The sequence below is a fragment of the Bacillus cereus group sp. BfR-BA-01311 genome (genome assembly GCF_022664295.1).
GTDB classification, from domain to species: domain Bacteria; phylum Bacillota; class Bacilli; order Bacillales; family Bacillaceae_G; genus Bacillus_A; species Bacillus_A cereus.
In genome coordinates this window covers 241,174-258,399 of record NZ_JAKUHC010000001.1, presented here as the reverse complement: position 1 = coordinate 258,399, position 17,226 = coordinate 241,174, and the positions used below count along the sequence as shown (strand labels likewise).

Below are 17,226 nucleotides of genomic sequence, written 5' to 3'. Positions count from 1 at the left end.
TTAAAACTTTTGAAATATGTATATTCGACTTGTAAAGGAACTTTTCCTTCTCCATCGAAAAGTTTTATAAATATATTTCTATATTTATAAAACAAGGCACGATTTTAATCGTGCCTTGTTATTTTATTATGCAGCGTTTTCTACTAAGAAGTCTACAGCTTTACGCACTTTAAGATCTTCAGCTAAAGCGTCTACGCTTCCAAGAGCTTGCTTGATAGCGTCTACTGGCATACCGTACATTTCAGCCATTTTTTCAACTTCTGCAGTCACTTCTTCTTCAGTAACTTCGATGTTTTCAGCTTCAATGATAGCTTCAAGAACAAGATTGATTCTTACACGTTTTTGTGCATCTTCTTTCATTTGCTCTTTTAATTTGTCAGCATCAGTACCTGTGAATTGGTAGTAAAGCTCAAGGTTCATACCTTGTTGGCTTAAACGTTGCTCGAATTCACGAACCATACGATCTAACTCAGTGTTGATCATAGCTTCTGGAATTTCGATTTCAGCGTTAGCAGCAGCTAATTCTACTACTTCGTCACGTACTTTGTGCTCAGCTTCGTGCTTTTTGCCTTCTTCTAAGTTTGTGCGAAGTTTTGCTTTTAATTCATCAAGAGTTGCAACCGCTTCGTCTGCTTCTTTAGCGAACTCGTCGTTTAACTCAGGAAGTTCTTTTGTTTTGATTTCGTGAATTGTTACTTTGAATGTTGCTGGTTTGCCAGCTAATTCAGCAGCATGGTACTCTTCTGGGAATGATACTTCAACGTCTTTAGACTCACCAGATTTAAGACCGATTACTTGCTCTTCGAAACCTGGGATGAATGTACCAGAACCGATTGCTAGAGAGTAGTTTTCGCCTTTTCCGCCTTCAAATGCTTCGCCATCAACGAAACCTTCGAAGTCGATTACAGCTGTATCACCGTTTTCAACAGTTCCTTCTTCTTTAACAACTAGTTCAGCTTGACGTTCTTGTAAAGATTTTAATTCGTTCTCTACATCTTCGTCAGTTACAGTTGTTTCAACTTTTTCTACTGCTAAACCTTTGTACTCACCTAATTTAACTTCAGGTTTCACTGTAACTTTTGCAGTGAAGATAAGGTTAGCATTTTTTTCGAACTTCTCGATGTCGATTTCAGGATGATCAACTGGGAAGATACCAGCTTCTTCAATCGCTTCACCGTATGCTTTTGGTAAAATGATATCTAAAGCATCTTGGTATAAAGATTCAATACCAAAGCGTTGTTCGAATAATGGACGAGGCATTTTTCCTTTACGGAAACCTGGTACGTTAATTGTTTTTACTACTTTTTTGAACGCAGCGTCGATAGAGTTGTTTACTTCTTTAGCATCAACTTCGATTGTTAAAACGCCAACGTTACCTTCTAATTTTTCCCATTTTGTAGACATTTATTCTTTCCCTCCAACTATAATAATGTATGCACATACCTCTATAGATTAAGATCTTCATTATCTCTTTTTTGAAATAACAAATACACAAATAATCCTCTAGCAAAAGCTTTCAGATATAATGTTCCAATCTACTAATTGCCCAGAAGACAACTACGGTATATTTTGTTCGAGAATAATATGAAACATATTAAGTAAGAGAATTACACTTCTCTTCTCTTACAAACAGGCAGTTTTCTGCCTTTTGCAACCCTTACATTATAACATAGAATATGCTCGTTTCAAGAACTGAACGATTCTTTTTCATAATTATACGGGCAAATATCCTTCTCTTTCAACACGTAATAACCATTGATAGGCAATATGAAACTCTTCCAATTCGATATTGTATGCTGCCATAAGCTCTTCTTCATCAATAGCCAATCCGAAACGCTTTCTTCCAATTCTCTCTAAAACAGCTGACCAAATCTCTTCTTTATCCATTAATAGAGCAAATGGGAAAACGCTAATTTGCAATTCTTTCCAATATGTAACCATTGCTTCAAATATATCGGGATAATTTTGCTCTAATCGACTTGATAATTTATGTATAATGTTATTGGATTGCTCCTCATTATGACCTGTAAATGCTGGAATTACCTTAATCGTATTCCCAAACTTTTCTACCTCTATTTCCTCTTCTACCTGACTTTCTATCATTTTATACAAAATAGAAGTTTTCAAATAGGGGTGTTGCTCTTCTTCTATTAAAAATTTCTTTAAAACAGGTAATGCAAGATCTAAGTCTTTTAACGAAAGTCGCTGAATCGCTCTTAGCTTCTGTCCAAAGTTTTCTCCAAAAATTTCATTAGTAAACTCATCCAACTCAAAATTTGAATCCACTAGCGATGCGTCTCCCTCATTGAGCATACCTTCTGCAAATAAAGCAAGTTGCGCTAATTTTTCCTTTTGATCAGGCATTATATCTTTCGTTTGTAAAACCTTTTCAACAGTTTCAATAACACCTTCATAATCATTTGTTTGAACTAAAATAGTCACGTACGTTTCAAGAATATCACCAAATAAGACAACTCCTGTTTTAAGCAACTGTTCACATTTGTCTTTCGCTTCTTCCATACGTTTTAATTCGAGTAAACAAATAACTGAAGCTAATTCCGTTTGTTCCGTTTCCGCATTATACTGACGTAATATTTCAAAGCAGCGCAATGCATCTTCGAACTTCCGCTCTTTCAGCGCTAAAAAACCTTCATCAATATAGCGCTCTGATAGTTGTGGAAACAATACGACCGTATTTTCTTTTTTATCCATACGTCCGCCTCTTTTTCTTGATTTTAATTATGTTCAAAGTAAATATATCAAATGCGTAATGAGAACACAACATCCCAAAACTATTTGTTTGAAATATAAAAATATTTAATTTTTACATTCCAATACGAATAAATCTCTACTAAAAATTAAAATTGTACAAATAAAAATCCCCAGCAACAAGCGCAGAGGATTCATCATTAATGGAAAGCTTTTATAATTGTGGGGTATATTACAAGGGTAATAATTTGGAGAACAATAATTGCCATAACAATCATGCTAAAATAGAAGATTGGTTTACTTCGCTTCATTAAAAACATAATAATAAGCATCGTACAAGCAAACAAACTTAAGAAGAACAAACTTGTTGTCGAACTAAGTATACCACTTGGGACAAAGAACAATAACACTACACTACAAGTACCTATAATTCCAAATAACCATTCCATTCATTCACTCATTCCCTTTCCCTCTCATGGCTGTTTTCTCTAAGCAATCAAATGTTTCACAACATCAACTACATACGTTAATTTCTCATATGCTACAAATCCAAAAGCAACCGTTAAGCCCGTTACAACTAATCCTTTCATCATTTCTGCCTCCTCGTTTTATCGTTGTTATCTTCATTATAAAAGATTAGCAATTTGTTACCATCGAACTACCTTACAGTTACCTTACAGAATTGTAAGATTTCAAAAGAGGATAGAAAAACACCTCACATAGCTTGAGGTGCTTTCACGGAATTTCTCTATAATCACTTGCAAAATTAACTTTTTTCTCTTGGTTATTTTTCGGAGAATCCAATCTTAAACTAATAGATTTACTAAATAATTTAGGATCAAAATAATTATTCATTACTTTTCTTAACTTACCTTCAGATATTTTCGTATTACAAGAAAACAAAGGATGAAAATCATGTTAATATATTTTTATACAATTAAGAATTTAATTTACAAGGGGGATTATATATGTTTAAAAAAATGGCCGCAGATGTATTAGGACTAAGCGATGTAGGTTCTGTTATTACACCTAAAGACTATGATAAGGTCGATGCCGATGATTATGTAATGCATGAAGATGGAGAGAAAATTTACTTTCTAATTAAATCGAAATCAGATGAATATTGCTTCACAAACAAAGGGTTAATTCACTTAGACGGTACAAGCGCAACAAGTAAAAAACGTACACTACGCCGCTTTCGTTATAGTAAATATCAAATTAAAAACGTAGCACTCGAAACTGCAGGAACGATTGATTTAGATGTAGAAATTAAGTTTCAAATGGGCGATGAACATTACTCAATTGATGTTCATAAAAAACATATTGAAGAATTAAAAGATTTATATAAGGCTTTACTTAAAATCGAAGAAATTTCATACGACAACGATATTACATTACAATATGCACATAAAAGTTTAGATATGGCATCTAATGCCTTTAGCCGCATTTCAAACGCACAAGTAAATTTAGCAGAGCAATTTAAAGAAATGAACGAGATTGCCTTTAACTGGCTTGTTGATACGAAGAAACAATATAATGTGAAAGATTATGGTTTTGTATTTGAGAAGTTTATTAATAACTAAACAGAAAACCTTGTTATCAAAAGATAACAAGGTTTTTGTAGCGTACCAGGAGAAATTCGAGCTCCCGCTCCGCCCATTTCCGTACTATTTTATATATTTTGATCGCAGTCTTAATATATCTTCTCCTTCGCGAATGCCTGCCGATCCCTTCCTCACATTTTTTACGACAGTCCAATTCGGGTTAGTTTCATCACCGATGTTCTGTACTGTAAAATTGCCATCACCATATTTTCGGTGGCCTTCTGCCAATTTCTCCGTTAAATCATTCTCATTTGATCTCGCCATCTTTGCGCCATCTCCCTTTTTTATACGACCTTCTTAAACCATCTAACCAATCACAGGTCCAGTCAATTGGAGATTCTCATTTTCCGCTTCTATTAATTGTAACACACTGCCGGGGATAAGTTCCGATAACTGCTGCTCAACCGTACTAGAATGGTAAAGAATTTTATAATATTGCAAGTAAACAATTAAGAGAATCTGGATATGGATTTGAGTTCCATCATAAACCTATTAATTCTTTAAATTAAATAAGATGAATAGGGCGCATAAATGGCGCTCTTTTTATTTAAGAAAAAAAGTACATATGCAACTGCTTAATATCAAAGGAAAGGTCGCAAATATTAAGCATGAACTACACTTATAACCCAAACATCAAATTTTAGACAAACAAAAAACCTTGTTATCTTTTGATAACAAGGTTTTTTTAGCGTCCCAGGAGAGATTCGAACTCCCGACCGTACGCTTAGAAGGCGTATGCTCTATCCGGCTGAGCTACTGGGACATGGAGCGGGTGAAGAGAATCGAACTCTCGACCAGAGCTTGGAAGGCTCTTGTTTTACCACTAAACTACACCCGCATATGTTATTTTCTTTTCTTCGTTAGCGCCGTTGCCCTATCGACAATATTTATTATATGTATAACCACACATAAAGTCAACACCTTTTTTAAAAGAGGATAAATTTTCTTATCCTCTTTTAAAAACTGCCTGTTCAACTAGTTGTCCGTCTAACGTTTCAAAACGAACTTCCATTTGATTTTCATCCATTTCTAATAAAGCAAATGTCTTTTCTACACGCTGACGTGGTAATAAAATACTGCCTGGATTAATAAATAAAACGCCCTCGATTAATTCCGCACCTAATACGTGAGAATGTCCAAAGCATGCAACTTGCGCTCCCACTTCTTCAGCATGGTACGCTAGCGTTTGTAATGTCATTTTTACATTATGTCGATGCCCATGTACAACTAAGAAGCGAATTCCATCTACATCAGTTACAATTTCATCTTGAAAGTTAGCATAATCACAATTTCCTTTTACAACATGGAAACCTTGCAGCTCTTCATGAGCAGGCGTTAGCTCTGAATCACCGCAATGAATCATGATATCTACTTTCCCTTCATACTTCTCTTTTAACTGCTGTAATTCCTTCACAGAGCTATGACTATCGCTTACGATTAAAGCTTTCATCAATCTCTCTCCCTTATTCTCCTAAAAACCATTCAGGGATTTTTTCTTCTAGCTTACGAAGAGCACGTCCGCGGTGACTAATAGCATTTTTTTCATCTGAACTTAATTCCGCCATTGCTTTTTTGTATTCTTCCACATAAAAGATCGGATCGTATCCAAAGCCATTTTCTCCGCGGCGTTGTTCTAAAATAAATCCTTCACATGTCCCGTTTACAATGACAGGCTTTTTATCACCTTCAGGGAAAGCTACTGCTAATGCACAGTAGAAGCGAGCTTTACGCTTATCAAACGGTATTTCATTTAATTCTTGTAAAACTTTATCAATATTCGCTTGATCATCTTTTGGCTCTCCAGCAAAACGAGCTGAATACACGCCTGGTTTCCCGTTTAACGCATCTACAATAAGACCTGAATCATCCGCAATTACAATTGCATTCAACTGTCTACTCAAACTATCCGCTTTTAAGATCGCATTTTCTTCAAATGTTTCACCAGTTTCTTCGACTTCTTCAATATGAGGAAAATCGTGTAATGATTTCACTTCTAAATCAAATCGCTCAAATAACTCAGCAAATTCACGTACTTTCCCCATATTTTTTGTCGCTACAACAACTTGTTTCATACTTTCCACCTCTACTCTATATGAGATACGATGTCACCTAACGCTTCTTTTTGCATATCAATCAGTTGGAAAATGCCTTGTTCTGCTGCATCAAGTAATTCATTTAACTGCGCTCTACTAAACGTCGCTTCTTCTCCAGTTCCTTGCACTTCAACAAACTGACCTTTTCCAGTCATAATTACATTCATATCAACGTCTGCTTTAGAATCTTCTGCATAGTTTAAATCTAAAACAACACCTTGCTCTTCAACAATTCCTACTGACGTTGCTGCTAAATAATCTTTTACTGGAATTTTAGATACTTTTTCTGCTTGTAATAACTTCTCAAACGCTAATACCATCGCTACGTATGCACCTGTAATAGAAGCTGTTCTCGTTCCACCATCTGCTTGGATGACATCACAGTCAATCCAAACTGTTCTCTCGCCAAGCGCTTCTAAATCAACTACCGCACGTAATGCTCGTCCAATTAAGCGCTGGATTTCCATTGTACGCCCTGTTACTTTCCCTTTGCTTGACTCCCTAATCGTACGTTGTTCTGTTGCACGCGGAATCATCGCGTATTCAGCTGTTACCCATCCTTTTCCTTCTCCACGCATAAACGGTGGTACACGCTCTTCAATTGTTGCTGAGCAAATCACCTTTGTATCCCCAACTTCAATTAATACAGATCCCTCTGGATGTTTTAAATAATTCGTATGAATATGTATATGGCGTAATTCTGTTTTCTCTCTACCATCTACTCGCATAAAAATAACCTCCTCTTAATTACTACTCGTTAGTATAGCCAAATTTAAATGTATGATATGTATACAATAAAAGAAGGAGAACCCAAAAAGCAATTCTCCTTTCTTACTTAAGTATATCAAATTATTCAAGATTAAAAACTACCTGTATTCACGTTTTCTGGACGATCTACAGGTTTTATTAACTTTCCGCCCTTTTCATCTATAAGATTTGCTTTTCCATTCACTTCAATAGAAATATTTTTCACACCTTTCTTTTCTGTTAAAGATAAAACTAACGACTTCAATACGTAATTTGAGATCATATTTTTATCTGGGTTTACAAATATATTTTCATTAAAGTTTAATGTAAGATTTCCGTCTTGTAATTTCGGATTCGTAATAAGCTTAACGCCTGGATTAAAATCATTCAGGAGCGATTGATGGATCGGACCTTTTACAAGTTCATCTATAATTGCTGCATAGTCATTTTCTTTACCTTCCGCAACGCGGCGTGTGACTGGTACGTAGTATTGCTGTTTATTATTATTTTGCGCCATAAAATACAGTGTGACTGGTTTTGTATTTGTTACATCTGCTACTTGTTCATCATCGAAGTTAATACCATTTGCACGGCTCACTCCTTCACCAAGCGGTGTACCACCAACCGGCATCTTTGCCAATTTCTCACCATTTATTTGGAACTGCACTTGTTTTATCTCTGTAAATTGCGTCAACGTCCAAGCTATAGATTCAACGATTTGACGCTCTTCTTCTTTCGCATAGTTTTTCATTTCTTTAGAGAAATCAATAACTGCCGTTCCGTCCTTTTTCAAATCTAAAGTCATCGTTGTATTCGCCGGAATGACTGCACGAAACCCATTCGGTAATAAATTCGTTACCGGTCCATCTTTCACAAGGTATTCTAACGTTTGCTTCACAGTCTCATTTGCTTTCGGAGTAGGTATAGCTAACGTTTGTGGTACAACATAACCATTTTTATCAACAAGGTATAGTTCTCTGTTTACCATTTGCCCTTGCTTATCTTTTTTAGCTACTTCTTTCTTCCCACCCTCTGTATACGTAACTTGTTTTGGCGGATCAATTTGTTCAGTTGCTTTCTCTTGATTTATAAAGCCACACCCTGTTAGTAAAACAGCGCTCACAGTAGCACCAACAACCCATTTAAAAGTGGATTTAGGCATGCCATTCCCCCCTAAAATCTAAGTTTGTACTATTATGTATACGAGCTGTTTCACGTTTTAGAACAAGCTGCGCCTCTTATAAATTGAAACTTTAATCAGTAGGGGTCTTACTCCCCAGCAAATAGCAAGATAAAACAAAAACTCCTGATTTCTCAGGAGCTCACTTATATAAATTCTACTATTATTCTTTTTCTAAATGAATATGCTTCACATTTTCAATCGGTTGACCGAACCATTTTGATGCAATTTCTTTAAACAAGCCTATTTTTCCTGTTGTTAAGAAGAGATGATCGCTTTGTTCTTCTCCTTCATTCAACATTTTACTATGATATAAGATTGTACTTACTTCACGTGCTGTTTCATCACCAGAACTAATTAGTTGCACTTTATCTCCCATTACTTTTTTAATAACAGGTCCTAAAATCGGATAATGTGTACACCCTAATATAAGTGTATCAATATCGGTACTTTTCAGTGGTTGCAGCGTTTCTCTTACAACTTCATACGCCATTTCACTTTCGAAATTCCCACTCTCTACAAGTTCAACGAAAGGTGGACAAGCTAAACTTTCTACCATAACACGGTTATTAATAGACTTTAACGCCTCTTCGTATGCACCACTTTTCACCGTTCCAATCGTTCCAATAATCCCAACGTGATACGTGTTTGTCACTTTTAAAGCTGTACGTGATCCTGGGTGAATAACTCCTACTACTGGAATTGGTAATTGTTTTTGCATCTCTTCTAATACAACTGCAGTTGCTGTATTACACGCAATAACTAACATTTTAATATTTAAGTCTAGTAAATGCTCTGTCATTTCCCACGTAAATTGACGTACTTCTTCTCGAGAACGTGGACCATAAGGACAACGTGCTGTATCTCCTAAATATATGATACGCTCTTTCGGCAACTGACGAATTAATTCCTTCGCTACTGTTAAACCGCCAACTCCTGAATCGATAACACCGATTGCTCTATTCAACTTCATCACCCGTTTTCTCATTCATCATCTTTTATGTTTATCATTATATTTTACACACTTTAAGTTCGCTCACTTCAAATGCTTCTGTATGAAAATTTTCATTTTCCCATGTATAGACTAGGACCTTTTTTATTTTGCTCCTTTTTTTCGTAATTTGCAAGATAGAAAAATAACCGACCTTCTATAAGAAAGTCGGTTTCTTCTATATAAAGTGCATATTCATTGCTCCATCTTTTTTTGAAAAGAAGACATTCCCATCAATAAGAAGAAATGAGCAGCAATTAAAATGACGATCAAAATAAAATTCAATCGATAACTATTTGTAGATTCCATAATTTTGCTCGCTACAGCTGGTCCAAATGCCATACCGAAAAAGTTAATTAAATTATATAAACCAAGACCGACTCCAACTTTAGCTGGATTTAATGTTTTCGGGATAAATGTGTTTAATGATACTTGAATTGCCGAATAACTCATAAATGTTAAAATAACCGCAAATAAAATAAAGAGTAAGTTCCCGTCCGGAATAATCCCTAAAATTAAAAAGCCAATGATCATAACTACAGAAGCTACATACATCATCTTCACATTCCCAAACGAAGGAATAATCTTTCCGGTAATAAAACTAGATACAATACCAAAGAGAGATGCAATAAACAATACAATTCCAATAACGAATGGAGACAATCCATGTCCTCTTCCTAACAGTAATGGTAATAATAATAAACTAGCACATAACGCCACATTAATGATAAATCCGACCGCTATTAAACGAAGTAATGGTTTATTTGTAAATAACTCAATATCAATAAACGGCGACTCTGTTCTCTTCATATGAGCCTTAAATAAAAATAGAAAAACAACAGATAACACAAAAAGCCAACTATTAATATTAACTCCTAATAAAATGGTCGTAATCAATACAAATAATAAAACTGCTCCAATGAAATCAAAGCGAAACACTTCATCTGTATGTCGCGCCTCTTCTGGCATAAATTTTACGAGTAAGAAAATACCAATCATTGAAATAACCATAAATAAAAATAAATACGGCCACCCTAACGTATTTGTAATTGCCCCACCTACTAAAGGTCCAATACCAACCGCTAATGCAATAGAAGAACTAATCATTGCTAACGCACCTGGTTTTTTAGCTGGAGCAACTAATTTCGCCACCGCAATCATACTAAGCGCAATAAACGCTGCTCCCCCGCTCGCCTGCACTAACCTTGCGAAAATGATAATTTCATAAGATTGATTCATAAATCCAACAATAGAACCAGCTACAAATATGATAATAGAAATAATTAATAGTCTTTTTACACTGTAACGATCAGCCAGCTTTCCATATATTATCGAACCAATACCGACAACTAAGGAATACCCTACTACAACCCAGCTTACTTTCGATTGACTAATTGATAAATCATTGGCAATATCCTCTAGCGCTACATTAAATAACACAGCGTTCATCGGTCCTAACAAAACAATAAAACATAATGTAAAAACAAACCATTTCGAATGGTTTCTTATATCTTTCCCCATGTGTAACACTCTCCTGATTGCAATTTTAAAACTATCAAACTATAGATAAAAAATGAACTTATTTAAATGTTGTATCACCACTAAACAACTTCATTAAATGTGTAAAAGTTGCTAATTTATCGTGCGATAAATTAGCAACTTTAATCAGTGCGGTTTGTGTTCATCTCCCACTGATTATTAGCCCTCACCAATCGGGCTTTTACGGGCAGCCCAACCCCCACCTAACTTCTTTGCTTCCGCTGAATTTTGAGATGGAGGTCTTACTGCCCGTTAATGCGGGGTAAATTGAATTCGAAACGAAACACGTATGTTGTTCGATATTCATGGAACTATCATAGTTTCAGCATTACAGTTTGTCAACGAAAAATATACAAAGTAAACTAATTAAGCCTTTTTAGTTTACTTTGTTCGAAAGTTATTATACACTAATTTCGAAGCCGATATAAGGAGGACTGGCATGATTATTCAAATTTACATTTTTTAACTTAATAAAATGAAACGCATACAGAACTTTTATATAGAAGAGACATTATAGGAGGATTATGATGAAGAGAAAAATGTTAGTTGTATTAACAAGCGTAGAAAAATACCCAAATTTAAATAGGGCTACCGGACTTTGGCTTGGTGAAGCTGTACATTTCGTAAAAAAAGTAGAAGAAGCGGGTTACGAAGTTGATTACGTCAGTCCACAAGGCGGTTATACACCAATTGATCCACATAGTTTAGCAATGGCGGAGAGTATCGATTGGGAATGGTATCAAAAGAAAGAGTTTATGAATCGCCTCGGTTCTACAATGAAACCAAGTGAAGTGAATCCAGAAGACTACGCTGTTATTTATTACGCAGGTGGCCACGGGGTTATTTGGGACTTCCCAGAAAATAAAGAACTTCAAAATATTAGCCGCAATATTTATGAAAACGGCGGAATTGTTTCTTCGGTTTGTCATGGAGCTGCTGGTTTATTTCATATTACATTAAGCAATGGGGATCGTTTAATTAGCGGTAAGAAGGTAACAGGCTTTTCAAATGAAGAAGAAAAATTAGCTGAATTAGATCAATTCGTTCCATTTTTAACAGAAGATGAACTCATTAAAAATGGAGGACTTTACGAAAAAGCCGCGCAACCGTGGGAAGCTTATGCTCTAGAAGATAATCGTGTTATCACTGGTCAAAACCCAGCTTCAGGTGGTCTAGTAGCCGAATTAGTATTAAAACAGTTGCAAAAATAATATGTACTAAAAAAGCAGATTCTCCTCTATTAAGGGAGATCTGCTTTTTTACGAAATCATTTGCAAAATAGCAATAACTTCTTTTTCAATTTCAGAATCATCAATTGCTTCTATATACTCTGGTTTAAAAAGTTGATACTTCTTTAATTGATAAAAATCAAGTATCGCTTTCTTTAACGTAATATCGTACTGAATACAAAAAGAATGATCTATAATACGTCTTAACATCACATCATCTTGTACCATAAATAATTGTGCATTCATTTTATTAAAATAACCTTGTTCCATACCCGCTTCAAAAAACATTTGCAAATTATGGTTACGATTTTGTTGGGCAGCGACTAATTGATCCGACAAATGCGGATATGCTTCTTTCAAATCTTGCAAAAAAACATCCGAAATATATGTCACACATTTTAAAGAATGGATAAACGTCTTTTGGAAACGTTCTGTAAATGACATACTTTCATCTTGATTATCCGCATCACCTTCGAGTAGATAGTTCATGAAATCCTCTACTACCGCCTCAATAATTTCATCTTTCGAAGAAAAACGTTTATATAAAGTAGCTTTACTAATATCCATATATTTCGCAATTTCATCTATTTTCAATTGGCTAAAACTTGTCTTTCTAATAATGGGCTTTATTTTATTAATATAAGTATTTGCACATGCGACTTTTCTCATTTAAAAGAGCCTCCCCTTTTGTCCATACAAAATAGTATAGCAAATTCACGAATGATTATAAATGAAGTTATTATACTCACTATGCCTTTTTAGTTTATTACATTTTCATATACTATACATAAAAAACTATAATCAATTATTACCAACTGGACGGTTACAAACCAATTTCGAGGCGGGAATTTTAGAATACAGTGAAACTTTAATCAGTGGGGGTCCTACTGCCCGGCAAATAGAGGGATAAAAATACCCACTACCTTTGTTAGTAGCGGGTACTTTTTCTATAATTTATTTACAGCCCTTTTTATAGCCTTACCTATTTCCACGCTAGACTGTGGATTTTGTCCTGTAATTAAATGACCATCTACTACTACATGCGGCGTAAAATTGGGGGCTACATAAAACAAAGCTCCTTCTTCTTTCAACTTACTTTCTAGCAAAAACGGAACGCGCTTTTCTAAATGTACAGCTCTTTCTTCATCGTTTGTATAACCTGTTATACGCTTACCCGCAACAAAAAACGAGCCATCCTTATTTTTCACACCGACTAAAGAGCTTACTCCGTGACAAACAGCCGCTACAATCCGGTTATTGTTATACATATTCTCAATCAAATTTGCTACATATGGATTACCTGGAAAATCTACAATCGCCCCGTGCCCACCACCAAATAAAACCGCATCATAATCCGAAAAATGAACATTTGAAATCGGCTTCGTATTTTGCAATAAAGAAGCTACATGCTTGAATTCGCGAGGTATACCATTCGGAATAGACACTCTATCTATAGGTACTCTCCCGCCTTTTATTGACACAATATCAACATCAAACTTAGCCTTTTTTAATACATGATAAGGAGCTGCGAGCTCTTCAAGCCACAAACCAGTCGGGTGTCCATTCATATCATGAGCACTTGTTGAAACTAACAGTATCCTTTTCAACATATCCCCTCCTTATTACCTATTTATGTATGAAACGTTTTTATCATTCATATAGCAAGTGAAGCAAACAAAAAAATAGCCGACTTTTATATAAAAGTCGGCTGCTTTCTTATAATTCGAGCTCTCCCATACGAAGAAGCTCCACAACTGCTTGTGAACGTCCTTTAACCCCTAGCTTTTGCATTGCGTTTGAGATGTGGTTGCGAACTGTCTTTTCACTTATAAAAAGTTCACCTGCAATTTCCTTCGTTGTTTTATCTTGAACCAGCAATTCAAATACTTCTCTCTCTCTCTTTGTGAGTAAAGGTTTAGATTGATACGCTTTTTCCTTCAACTGGTATAACCCTCCTTGCTTAAGCCAGAGCTGTGTATGTGTAAGTTGGGTGTTTATTTAGTCAAGATATTGTATGAACGAAATGTGCAGGTGGTGAATGAAAATGGGCTTTATTTCCTATGTTATTTTAGACTTTTATACAGTGCGTACACTCTTTTTATCCACTTACTTTCCAACGCGCCATATTTGTTCTAGCAATATACTTACAACCGTACCTACAAATAAGCCATTACCGAATATATATTGCATAACAGACGGCAAGGATTGGAGTGCTCCAGACGGTAAAAACATAACGCCGCTGCCAAATAATACTGCAACGCCTAAAATCGTTACATTCCTTTCACTCATCGGCACTTGTTTTATATTATTAAATCCAATTCCAATTAACTGTACGAACGAAGCCATTAAAACAGCCGATGCGACAGCTGATGGTAAAGATGCTAAGTAACGAATAATACTTGGAAAAAGAGACATTACGACTAGTAACGCACATGCCATTAAGAACGATCGGATATATTTTTGTTTTGTTAAACGTATAAATCCTGCCGTTGCTGGTAACGGAACGACACCTACAGTTGAAAATACAGAAGAGATGATATGCGAAATCCCCCCAACCCATGTTCCATCTTTCAACTGTTTTTGTTCAATAGTCGCTTTATGAATAGTTGCTTGATTAATTGCTATAATAGCTGCCACCGTATTCGAAACTAAAATACATACCATAACAAAACTTGATACAGCCATACCTGTATTCCATTTTGGAAGTCCCCAAGCAAATATATGTGGAAGTTGCACAAAATGAGTTACTTGAGATGGGATTGTCACTTTTCCTGCAATGAGAAAAATAATCCACCCACTAATTAATCCTATTAAAACTGCATAACTTTTGACAAAGCCTTTTCCAAAATTAGATAGTATAATAACGAACAGAAATATACTAAACGCGATCATTGCTGTAAATCCGTCGATTTGAGAAATAGTAGCTGTAATTCCTAACATTCCTTTTAAAAATACACCACTTAATTGTAAACATAATAAAAGTAAAAACGTCCCTGTCACAAGCGGCGTAAATAAAAATAAAATACGTCCTATAAAACCAGTTACTCCTAAACCTATTAAAATAATACCGGAGATTATCATTCCTAATTCTAAAATTTGCAGTGTACTATGTAATTGATCTTGTCCGGCCGTTGCATAAGCAAGTACGGTAAATACACCAACCCAAGATCCAGCCGGCCCATCCGCAATTGGTAGTCTATGCCCAAGCCATCCTTGTAAAAAAGAAGATATACCAACTACAAAAAACGTACGCTGCATTAAATAAAATATTTCTTCCGTCGTAAGATGAAATAATCCGCCAACGACAATTGGTAGTGCGATTGAATTCGCTAATAAAAATATAAACCATTGTAAAGTTCCCATAATATGATTTTGGTTATGTTGATTGTCCAATTTTTTCATCCCTTCTAGCTTTCCTATAAAAATATATTGTAAGAATAAAAAAGAAGAGTTCTATACTCACCATTAGAACCCTCCTCAAAATATTTAAACGATTCTTCTACACAAGATTATTTAATTCCACCTCATTTAAACTTCCAACAACAATATTTCCTTTATACACGACTAAACGTTTTTCTGTTTGACGCGCTACTGCTTCAGCAGCGCATGTCGCATTCGTCAAAACAAAGCTCGCTTCATCCCCTACATTCGGCCATACTCGCTTCCCTTCCTTATTTAACGTTTCTTTTCCTCCTGTAATAAAGCGGAGTGCTTTTCCTAAAGACCTTTCGTCACTCCACCCAAAACGCTCTGCTAATCGATTCGCCTTTTGAAGCATATCACCTGTTCCAAACGGTGACCAATGATCTGTAATGCTATCATTGCCTAATGAAACCGTAACACATTTTTTATCTAATAACGGAATTGGGATTACTTGTTTACCAATTGGCACTGTTGAAGTAATATCAATATTTACATTTGCGAGTCTTTCTGCCACTTCTTCAGCCTCTTTATCAGTAACACCACCAAGTCCAAGTGCATGACTAATCGTTACACGGCCTTGCCATCCTGCTTCTTCTGTTAAACTTGCCAATCTCTTCATCGTAAACGTTCCAAGATTATTCGCATCGTGCAAATGAATATCAACATCCGCATTAAATTCTACTGCGATATCCATAATTGTATGTAATGACTTTTCAATGTCATTATCCACTGTAGCTGGATCTACTCCTCCGACTAGATGAGCACCCATACGCATCGCATCTTTCACGAGTTGCACAGAATTACTGCGCAATAATCCATGTTGCGGAAACGCAACAATTCTACTAGATACTCGATTTTTATATGTTTCTAATGCCGCTAACGTCGCCTCCAAATTACCAAGCCCAATAATTGGATCAACATTACAATGCGTTCTAATATTCGTTGCACCATTTTGCAGTAGTAACTCTAGCATATTTTCCGCTCTATTTTGAGCAGTCGCTAATTGCTTTGGTAAAATTTTTTCTTCTTCATTAAAACGTGTAAAAATACTTTCTGCTGGCATACAAGCTTTCCATGGGCCACTATAATATGTTTTATCAATGTGAATGTGCATCTCTTTGAAAGCTGGCAACATTAATAAGTTCTTAGCATCAAAAGTTACTATATCTTCCTCTTGAACAATCCCTTTTATAATTTTTTTAATTCGACCATCTTCAATAAGTAAACTGCATAATTCTGTTTCTGTTTGTGAAATTCTCTCTTCTTCATATGTATATCCTGATTCAAGCATTACGTTAGTCAACCAATATACTGTCATCTCTATTTCCCCACCCTTTATTAAAAATCACCTCATAACTACAAGTTTAATATCCACTGAAAATTAAGACAATTAATACGATCGCTTCTCACAAAAAAATGTAATACAACCCCATAGTCTTCTCATAAATTTCCATATAGAATAAAAGTATGCAGTTTGATATAAAAAGGAGTTGATTGGAATATGTCAAAAAGGTTATGTAAATCCGAAACTGATAAAATGCTATTTGGTATATGTGGTGGTTTAGGAGAATATTTTGATATTAGCTCTACTCTTATTCGTATCATTTGGGTTATTGCTGTTTTATGTTTTGGGACAGGATTTTTAGTTTATTTCATTTGTTTATTACTTATGCCACGTTCGTACTAATGGCATCATTTCACATACTTAAGA

Annotated in this window: 18 protein-coding genes, 2 tRNA genes and 1 pseudogene; 4 read left to right on the top strand and 17 right to left on the bottom strand. The window is 35.4% G+C overall.

The features are described from left to right. Positions 1–126: 126 nt before the first annotated feature. The 3 genes from tig to MR136_RS01385 form a co-directional block, all read right to left on the bottom strand. Complete coding sequence (gene tig / locus MR136_RS01395; protein WP_000105215.1) at positions 127–1,404, bottom strand: trigger factor; 1,278 nt, start codon at positions 1,402–1,404, stop codon at positions 127–129. Positions 1,405–1,713: 309 nt separating this feature from the next. Then, entirely contained in the window at positions 1,714–2,712 is a 999-nt protein-coding gene (locus tag MR136_RS01390) for a hypothetical protein (RefSeq protein ID WP_000358277.1), read from the bottom strand. Between the two features lie 197 nt (positions 2,713–2,909). Beyond that, positions 2,910–3,158 (bottom strand): hypothetical protein, encoded by a 249-nt coding sequence (locus tag MR136_RS01385; protein WP_001983650.1) that lies wholly within the window; start codon positions 3,156–3,158, stop codon positions 2,910–2,912. Positions 3,159–3,677: 519 nt separating this feature from the next. Here MR136_RS01385 and MR136_RS01380 point away from each other — a divergent pair. Then, positions 3,678–4,292 carry a PH domain-containing protein gene (locus MR136_RS01380; RefSeq protein WP_000473863.1) on the top strand — a complete coding sequence of 205 codons (615 nt, stop codon included), beginning with the start codon at positions 3,678–3,680 and terminating at the stop codon, positions 4,290–4,292. Positions 4,293–4,376: 84 nt separating this feature from the next. Here the strand turns inward: MR136_RS01380 and MR136_RS01375 are convergent, their stop codons facing one another. Continuing rightward, a complete protein-coding gene (locus MR136_RS01375) occupies positions 4,377–4,577 on the bottom strand; it encodes a hypothetical protein (RefSeq protein ID WP_000124460.1) in 201 nt (66 codons plus the stop codon). Positions 4,578–4,729: 152 nt separating this feature from the next. Here MR136_RS01375 and MR136_RS28735 point away from each other — a divergent pair. Beyond that, positions 4,730–4,822, top strand: a pseudogene (locus MR136_RS28735) (DUF6572 domain-containing protein); the annotation flags it as partial. Between the two features lie 180 nt (positions 4,823–5,002). Here the strand turns inward: MR136_RS28735 and MR136_RS01370 are convergent. From MR136_RS01370 to MR136_RS01335, 8 genes are all read right to left on the bottom strand, one after another. After that, positions 5,003–5,076, bottom strand: a tRNA-Arg gene (locus MR136_RS01370). 1 nt (position 5,077) lies between these two features. Continuing rightward, positions 5,078–5,151 (bottom strand) — tRNA-Gly (locus MR136_RS01365). 108 nt (positions 5,152–5,259) lie between these two features. Beyond that, the gene (locus MR136_RS01360) at positions 5,260–5,763 is read right to left on the bottom strand and encodes a metallophosphoesterase (RefSeq protein ID WP_000645488.1); all 504 of its coding nucleotides are present in this window, start codon (positions 5,761–5,763) and stop codon (positions 5,260–5,262) included. Positions 5,764–5,776: 13 nt separating this feature from the next. Then, complete coding sequence (locus tag MR136_RS01355; protein WP_000815939.1) at positions 5,777–6,385, bottom strand: XTP/dITP diphosphatase; 609 nt, start codon at positions 6,383–6,385, stop codon at positions 5,777–5,779. Positions 6,386–6,396: 11 nt separating this feature from the next. Next, positions 6,397–7,134 carry a ribonuclease PH gene (gene rph, locus MR136_RS01350; RefSeq protein ID WP_001261765.1) on the bottom strand — a complete coding sequence of 246 codons (738 nt, stop codon included), beginning with the start codon at positions 7,132–7,134 and terminating at the stop codon, positions 6,397–6,399. A 131-nt stretch (positions 7,135–7,265) separates the two neighbouring features. Further along, positions 7,266–8,315, bottom strand: coding sequence for a spore germination protein GerM (gerM, locus tag MR136_RS01345; RefSeq protein WP_001126746.1), 1,050 nt, complete (start codon positions 8,313–8,315; stop codon positions 7,266–7,268). A 181-nt stretch (positions 8,316–8,496) separates the two neighbouring features. After that, complete coding sequence (racE, locus tag MR136_RS01340) at positions 8,497–9,306, bottom strand: glutamate racemase (RefSeq protein ID WP_000774005.1); 810 nt, start codon at positions 9,304–9,306, stop codon at positions 8,497–8,499. 213 nt (positions 9,307–9,519) lie between these two features. Next, positions 9,520–10,845: an MFS transporter gene (locus MR136_RS01335; RefSeq protein ID WP_000513854.1), complete on the bottom strand. Its 1,326-nt coding sequence runs from the start codon at positions 10,843–10,845 to the stop codon at positions 9,520–9,522. Between the two features lie 545 nt (positions 10,846–11,390). Between MR136_RS01335 and MR136_RS01330 the strand changes: the two genes are divergently transcribed. Continuing rightward, complete coding sequence (locus MR136_RS01330) at positions 11,391–12,074, top strand: type 1 glutamine amidotransferase domain-containing protein (protein ID WP_000823847.1); 684 nt, start codon at positions 11,391–11,393, stop codon at positions 12,072–12,074. A 48-nt stretch (positions 12,075–12,122) separates the two neighbouring features. Here MR136_RS01330 and MR136_RS01325 read toward each other — a convergent pair whose 3' ends face one another. The 5 genes from MR136_RS01325 to MR136_RS01305 all read right to left on the bottom strand — a co-directional run bounded on the left by MR136_RS01325 (position 12,123) and on the right by MR136_RS01305 (position 16,833). After that, a complete protein-coding gene (locus MR136_RS01325) occupies positions 12,123–12,761 on the bottom strand; it encodes a TetR/AcrR family transcriptional regulator (protein WP_001233006.1) in 639 nt (212 codons plus the stop codon). Between the two features lie 278 nt (positions 12,762–13,039). After that, positions 13,040–13,702, bottom strand: coding sequence for a type 1 glutamine amidotransferase domain-containing protein (locus MR136_RS01320; protein WP_000919607.1), 663 nt, complete (start codon positions 13,700–13,702; stop codon positions 13,040–13,042). Between the two features lie 106 nt (positions 13,703–13,808). Continuing rightward, entirely contained in the window at positions 13,809–14,033 is a 225-nt protein-coding gene (gerE, locus tag MR136_RS01315; protein WP_000659484.1) for a spore germination transcription factor GerE, read from the bottom strand. A gap of 165 nt (positions 14,034–14,198) precedes the next feature. Continuing rightward, positions 14,199–15,494: a purine/pyrimidine permease gene (locus MR136_RS01310; RefSeq protein WP_000732140.1), complete on the bottom strand. Its 1,296-nt coding sequence runs from the start codon at positions 15,492–15,494 to the stop codon at positions 14,199–14,201. Between the two features lie 97 nt (positions 15,495–15,591). Continuing rightward, entirely contained in the window at positions 15,592–16,833 is a 1,242-nt protein-coding gene (locus tag MR136_RS01305) for an amidohydrolase family protein (RefSeq protein WP_242259241.1), read from the bottom strand. A gap of 183 nt (positions 16,834–17,016) precedes the next feature. Between MR136_RS01305 and MR136_RS01300 the strand changes: the two genes are divergently transcribed. Next, the gene (locus MR136_RS01300; RefSeq protein WP_000044334.1) at positions 17,017–17,202 is read left to right on the top strand and encodes a PspC domain-containing protein; all 186 of its coding nucleotides are present in this window, start codon (positions 17,017–17,019) and stop codon (positions 17,200–17,202) included. The last annotated feature ends 24 nt before the right edge of the window (positions 17,203–17,226 follow it).